General features: G+C 74.7%; 6 protein-coding genes. 2 read left to right on the top strand and 4 right to left on the bottom strand.

The window, feature by feature from the left end; all coding sequences use genetic code 11:
* The coding region (locus ACSNOD_RS27285) for a helix-turn-helix domain-containing protein (protein WP_436769734.1) at positions 1-703 on the bottom strand (703 nt) is incomplete at its 3' end.
* Positions 704-1,099: 396 nt separating this feature from the next.
* Between ACSNOD_RS27285 and ACSNOD_RS27280 the strand changes: the two genes are divergently transcribed.
* Positions 1,100-1,579 (top strand): peptidoglycan-binding domain-containing protein, encoded by a 480-nt coding sequence (locus ACSNOD_RS27280; RefSeq protein WP_436769733.1) that lies wholly within the window; start codon positions 1,100-1,102, stop codon positions 1,577-1,579.
* A gap of 320 nt (positions 1,580-1,899) precedes the next feature.
* On the opposite strand, the gene ACSNOD_RS27275 is transcribed toward ACSNOD_RS27280, so the two are convergent.
* Both ACSNOD_RS27275 and ACSNOD_RS27270 read right to left on the bottom strand, forming a co-directional pair.
* Positions 1,900-2,541, bottom strand: a complete 642-nt coding sequence (locus ACSNOD_RS27275; RefSeq protein WP_436769732.1) for a DUF3017 domain-containing protein — start codon at positions 2,539-2,541, stop codon at positions 1,900-1,902.
* Between the two features lie 16 nt (positions 2,542-2,557).
* Complete coding sequence (locus ACSNOD_RS27270) at positions 2,558-3,427, bottom strand: bifunctional methylenetetrahydrofolate dehydrogenase/methenyltetrahydrofolate cyclohydrolase (protein ID WP_436769731.1); 870 nt, start codon at positions 3,425-3,427, stop codon at positions 2,558-2,560.
* 222 nt (positions 3,428-3,649) lie between these two features.
* On the opposite strand from ACSNOD_RS27270, the gene ACSNOD_RS27265 reads away from it, so the two are divergent.
* Positions 3,650-4,243: a hypothetical protein gene (locus tag ACSNOD_RS27265; protein WP_436769730.1), complete on the top strand. Its 594-nt coding sequence runs from the start codon at positions 3,650-3,652 to the stop codon at positions 4,241-4,243.
* Between the two features lie 76 nt (positions 4,244-4,319).
* Here the strand turns inward: ACSNOD_RS27265 and purH are convergent, their stop codons facing one another.
* The gene (gene purH / locus ACSNOD_RS27260; protein WP_436769735.1) at positions 4,320-5,861 is read right to left on the bottom strand and encodes a bifunctional phosphoribosylaminoimidazolecarboxamide formyltransferase/IMP cyclohydrolase; all 1,542 of its coding nucleotides are present in this window, start codon (positions 5,859-5,861) and stop codon (positions 4,320-4,322) included.
* Positions 5,862-5,900 lie beyond the last annotated feature (39 nt).

The raw sequence follows: 5,900 nt of genomic DNA, 5'->3' as shown, positions 1-5,900 counted from the left end.
CGGCCCCGGTGGCGAAGCCGTGGTGCCGCAGCAGGCACTGGGCCTCCACGACGTCCCAACTGGTGGAGGTGAGCTGGAGGATGGCGTCGCGGGTGCGGCTGTGCCCCGCGTACAGCAGCCCGTCCTGCCGCTCGACCCGGCAGGGAAAGGTCTGGCCGGGGCGGTGGACGTACGGCTCGGTGTGGGTGCCCGAGGCCGGCGGCACGGCCGCGGCGGACGGCCCGCTCGCCCGGTCGGAGGGCCGCCGCTCGTCCTCCCAGGGGGCCGCGGCCAGCAGCCCGGCGGTCAGTCCGACGAGGGCGAGGGCCGCCGCCGCGGCGGCGAAGCGGGCCCGGCGGCCCAGGCGCGGCGAGCGCGCGGGCGGCTCCGGGTCCTCCGGGGGCGGCGCGCCGGCGGCCGGTGTCCCGTCCTCCCGTGGGCCGCCGGCGGGGCCGTCGGGCCCGGGCCCCGCCTCCGCGGGCGGCGTGGCCGGCTGCCAGAGGGCGAGCTCGCGCCGCCACGCCTCGTCGGCGATCTCGTGCAGCACGAGCAGCCGGGTGGCGTCCGCGCCGCAGATCGTCGCCAGTTCCTCGACCGCCTCGCGGGGCGGCAGCTTCTTGCCGTTGAGGTAGCGCTCCCAGGACGAGCGGCTGTAGGAGGTCCGGGCGGCGAGGGCCGCCAGGCTCAGCTCGCTGCGGTCCTTGAGCCGTCTGAGATTCACCACGAGTTGCCGAACCCTCGGGTCCAGGGATTCCGGCAACTCCTTCCATCGCGACACGTCCCACCCCATTCGTGTCCGAAAGTCCCGGGGTCCCCCCGGCGGTTCGTCGTTCCCGCCGGACAGGGACGGCCCCGTCGGGCCGAATCGTTCCCGGCGTCCCGGGCTCCCCGGAGGCTTTCGGCCATCCCACGAGCGGTCCGCCCGCCCCCGGTGTCCCAGCGGGACGTCCGTCGGGCGGACGTCCCAGCCGGTGGGGGGCGGGCGGGTCCCACGATCACCCAGCGGGGGCGGTGCCGCTGGCCCCGCCGGGCCCTGGGGCCGCAGTCTCGAGGGGCAGGACGGGGGGGGGGGGGGGCCCCCCCCACCGCGCCGCCCACCGAACCGGAGGGGGAATCGAGCATGAACGCACCACGCAAGCGCGTCGCCCTGGTGGCGGCGGCCGCGTCCCTGGGCACCGGCCTCGCGCTGGGCCCGGCCGCCGTCGCATCGGCGGGCACGGCCGCCGGCGGACCGGGCACGGGCGCCGCGGTGAGCGCGGCGGACGGCCGGGGCGCGTCCGCCGCCGCGTACCGGTGCACCGGGCAGGCGTCGCAGTACAAGTGGAAGAAGATGGCGGACGGCAGCATGGGCTGGACCGCCGGCTTCAGCAGGACCATGACCGCGATCGTGGGGGCCGGCAGCGAGGGGGCGGCGGTCGCCGAGGCGCAGTGCCTGCTGAAGGGCTACCGCTGCGACCCGGGAGCGGTCGACGGTGACTACGGCCCCGACACCAAGCGGGCCATCGTGCGCTACCAGCAGCGCAACGGCCTGAACGCCGACGGCGTCGTCGGCAAGAACACCTGGAAGAAGCTGCGGAAGAGCTCGTACCACTGCAACTGAGCGGGGCGGCGCGGTCGGCGACCGGGGGGGGCACGGGTCGCCGAGCGGAGCCGTCCGGTGGGCGGTGGCCCGTCCCCCGGTGCCCGGGGGCGGGCCATCGTTTCCGGGCCGTACCGGCTCTGTCACCACCCCGCCACAGGGGACGGATGTGGCTTGAAGCTGCTTGTCGCGTCCATGATCCTCGTAAACACGGCGGCGGTCCGCCCTCCCACGGGGGAGAGGGCGGCCCGCCGCCGGCCGCGCGGGCGGGGCGTCGGAATCGCGCCACGGGAAGCGGACCGGGAAAGGGCCGGGAAGGCCGGGGAAGAGCCGGGAAGCGCTCAGCGGACCGTGAAGTGGACCGCCTTCTCCAGCCACGGCAGGTCCAGCCAGGGCTTCGGCTGGGCCATCAGCGCCAGGATCACGATCATGAAGCCGAGCAGCCCGTAGGTGAGCAGATCGGTGAAGCGGGAGCGCACGGCGAGCATGCCGACGGACGGCAGGGCCCAGCGCAGCGCGGCGCCCACGAGCAGCGCCAGCCCGATGACGAGCGTGCCGACGCGGAAGGCGCCGAACGCCACCACCAGCAGACCGAGACCGGTGAGCCCCAGCACGGTCAGCAGGGGCCACTGCCGGGCGGGGGCAGGCGCGTCGCCGGGGGCGGCCCGGCCGCCGCCCTCGGGGCGGGCCGTGCTCCGGGTGACGACGGTGAACCGCCGGCCGCGCGGCGACTCCTCGTCGGGCTCGGCCGCCCGCTTCGACGGCGCGGGTCCCCGGCCGGGGGCCTTACGGGTCTCGTTGCCGGGCCCCTTGGCGGGCTCCTTGCCGGGCCTCGGTTCGGGCTCCGCCGGCCCGGGCCCCTTGCCGGGCCCCGGCGTGGGCGCCTTGCTCGGCTCGGGCGCAGGGCCCTTGCCCGGTCCGTTGTCCGGTCCGTTGTCCGGCCCCTTGCCGGACCCGGGCGCCGGCTCCTGTTCAGCGGCCATGACCGGCAGCCCCTTCTCAGTGCGCGGCGGCGTCGCCCGCGGCGAGCTCCGCGGCCTCGACGACGTTCTGGAGCAGCAGGGCACGGGTCATCGGGCCGACCCCGCCGGGGTTCGGGGAGACCCAGGCCGCCACCTCGGCCACGCCCGGGTGCACATCTCCGACGATCTTGCCGTTCTCGTCCCGGCTGACGCCGACGTCCAGCACGGCCGCGCCCGGCTTCACGTCCTCCGGCTTCACGATGTGCGGCGAGCCCGCGGCCGCCACGATGATGTCGGCCCGGCGGAGCTCGGCGGACAGGTCGCGGGTGCCGGTGTGGCAGAGGGTGACGGTCGCGTTCTCGGACCTGCGGGTGAGCAGCAGGCCGATGGAGCGGCCGACGGTGACCCCGCGGCCCACGACCACCACATGGGCGCCGGCGATCGGCACGTCGTGGCGGCGGAGCAGCTCCACGATGCCGTTGGGGGTGCACGGCAGCGGGCCGGGCTCGTTGAGGACGAGCTTGCCCAGGCTCATCGGGGCAAGGCCGTCGGCGTCCTTGGCCGGGTCGATCAGCTCCAGCACCCGGTTGGTGTCGATGCCCTTGGGCAGCGGGAGTTGGACGATGTACCCGGTGCAGGCGGGGTCCTCGTTGAGCTCGCGGACGACCGCCTCGATCTCCTCCTGGGAGGCGGTGTCGGGCAGTTCGCGCTGGATGGAGGCGATGCCCACCTGGGCGCAGTCGCGGTGCTTGCCCGCCACGTACCACTTGCTGCCCGGGTCCTCGCCCACCAGCAGCGTGCCGAGGCCCGGGGTGACCCCCCGCTCCTTGAGCGCCGTCACGCGCTCGGCGAGTTCGGACTTGATCGCGGCCGCGGTGGCCTTGCCGTCGAGAATCTGGGCAGTCATGACTACATCCTCCAGGATGAACGCATCGGCGTTCCAATCAGGGCCGCCGCGGGAATCCCCACGGGGCACAACTCCATACGAACCGCGTACGCGCCGCGCACGAACCCGTCACCGGCCGTGTCCCGGGCTCCGCACGCCCGGAATCCCCTGGACACGGCCGGGGTAGCCGCCGATCATGACGGCCCAGACCACACTCGACCGATACCGCGCTAAGGAAGCCCCGTGAGCCATCCGGACCCGAACAACCCCTACAGCAGCCCCGCGCAGGGGCAGGGCCAGCCCTACGGCCAGCCGCAGCAGGGCACCGGCTACCCCCAGCAGCAGGGCGGCTATCCGCAGCAGCCCGGCCAGCCGTACGCGCCGTACCCGCAGGGCGCGGGGGACCCGTACGGCGCTCACCCCGTCGGTGACCAGGTGCCGACGGAGATGCCCGGGACGCTCAAGGCCGCCAGGATCATGCTCTACGTCCTGGGCGTCATCGGCGTGATCTTCTCCCTGCTGCTCATTGCCCTGGGCGCCGTGGACAACGAGGACTTCAAGAAGGGCCTCGAGGACAGCGGCGTCTCCGGCGGGGCGATAGTCGGCATCGGCATCGTCTATCTGATCTCCAGCGTCCTGTCGATCGTCTTCGCCACGAAGATCGGCAAGGGCGGCAGCGGCACCCGGATCGGCCTGATGGTCACCGGCGCGGTGATGATCGTGGCCAGCATTTTCGGGTTCCCGCTCGGCCTGCCGTGGACGGTGTGCGGAATCCTGGTCATCGTGTTCGCGGCCAAGCGGGACGGCGCCGCGTGGTTCAACCGTCCGCGCGGCTGAGCGAGCCGACCGAGCGACCCCGCTCCCGAGGGGCGGCGCCTGCCCGGCGCCGCCCCTTTCCCGTGTTTCCCGTGGCTCAGTGGAAGAAGTGGCGGGTGCCCGTGAAGTACATGGTCGCCCCGGCCTTCTTCGCGGCCTCCACGACCTGCTCGTCACGGACCGAGCCGCCCGGCTGCACCACGGCCCGCACACCGGCCTCCAGCAGCACCTCCAGCCCGTCGGCGAAGGGGAAGAAGGCGTCGGACGCGGCGTAGGAGCCGCTCGCCCGCTCCGCGCCGGCCCGCTGCACCGCGAGCCGCGCCGAGTCCACCCGGTTGACCTGGCCCATGCCGACGCCCACGGTGGCGCCGTCCTTGGCGAGCAGGATCGCGTTGGACTTCACGGCCCGGCAGGCGCGCCAGGCGAAGACCAGCTCCCGCAGCTCCTCGGCCGGCAGGGCCTCCCCGGCGGCCAGGGTCCAGTGGGTGGGGTCGTCGCCCTCGGCCTGGAAGGCGTCCCTGGCCTGGGCCAGCCCGCCGCCGTCGATCGGCCGGAACTCCACCGGCTGCCGCGGCGCCTCGGGGCAGCGCAGCACCCGGATGTTCTTCTTCCGCGCCAGCACCTCGACCGCGCCCTCCTCGTAGCCGGGCGCGACGACGACCTCGGTGAAGATCTCCGCGACCTGCTCGGCCATGGCCACGGTCACCGGCCGGTTGACGGCGATCACCCCGCCGAACGCGGACAGCGGGTCGCAGGCGTGCGCCTTGCGGTGCGCCTCGGCGACGTCCGCGCCCACCGCGATGCCGCACGGGTTGGCGTGCTTGATGATCGCGACGCAGGGCTCGTCGTGGTCGTACGCGGCCCGCCGGGCGGCGTCGGTGTCCACGTAGTTGTTGTACGACATCTCCTTGCCGTGCAGCTGCTCGGCCTCGGCCAGGCCGCCGTGCCCGCCCCGGCCGCCGGTGTAGAGCGCGGCCGCCTGGTGCGGGTTCTCGCCGTAGCGCAGCACGTTCTTGCGCTCGTAGGCCACGCCGATGAAGCCGGGGAACTCCGCGCCGTCACCGGCGTAGTCCGCGGCGAACCAGCTGGCGACGGCCGCGTCGTAGGCGGCGGTGTGCCGGAACGCCTCGGCCGCGAGCCGCTTGCGCCGCTCCAGGTCGAAGCCGCCGTCGGCGACGGCCGTCAGCACGTCCGCGTAGCGCCGCGGGTCGACGACCACCGCCACGGACGGGTGGTTCTTGGCGGCGGCGCGCACCATCGAGGGGCCGCCGATGTCGATCTGCTCGACGCACTCGTCGGGGGCCGCGCCGGAGGCGACGGTGTCCTCGAACGGGTAGAGGTTGACGATCACCAGATCGAAGGGCTCGATGCCGAGGTCGGCGAGCTGCGCGCGGTGCGCCTCCAGCCGGCGGTCGGCCAGGATGCCGGCGTGCACCCGGGGGTGGAGGGTCTTGACCCGGCCGTCGAGGCACTCGGGGAAGCCGGTGACCTGCTCGACCTTGGTGACCGGCACCCCGGCGGCGGCGATCCGGCCGGCCGTGGAGCCGGTGGAGACGAGCTCGACCCCGGCGGCGTGGAGGCCGCGGGCGAGCTCCTCCAGCCCGGTCTTGTCGTAGACGCTGACGAGGGCGCGGCGGATGGGGAGCCGGGTGCCGACGGGGCCGGGGGCGCTCTGGGG

Source organism: Streptomyces sp. URMC 123 (genome assembly GCF_051386515.1).
Classification (GTDB): Bacteria; Actinomycetota; Actinomycetes; order Streptomycetales; family Streptomycetaceae; genus Streptomyces.
The sequence above is the reverse complement of the archived record's forward strand: the minus strand, read 5'-3'. Positions and strand labels throughout refer to the sequence as shown.

Excerpts from the sequence above, each read along its gene's own strand:
- ACSNOD_RS27280 (WP_436769733.1), top strand. The coding sequence starts at position 1,100 with ATGAACGCACCACGCAAGCGCGTCGCCCTGGTGGCGGCGGCCGCGTCC.
- ACSNOD_RS27275 (WP_436769732.1), bottom strand. The coding sequence starts at position 2,541 with ATGGCCGCTGAACAGGAGCCGGCGCCCGGGTCCGGCAAGGGGCCGGAC.
- ACSNOD_RS27270 (WP_436769731.1), bottom strand. The coding sequence starts at position 3,427 with ATGACTGCCCAGATTCTCGACGGCAAGGCCACCGCGGCCGCGATCAAG.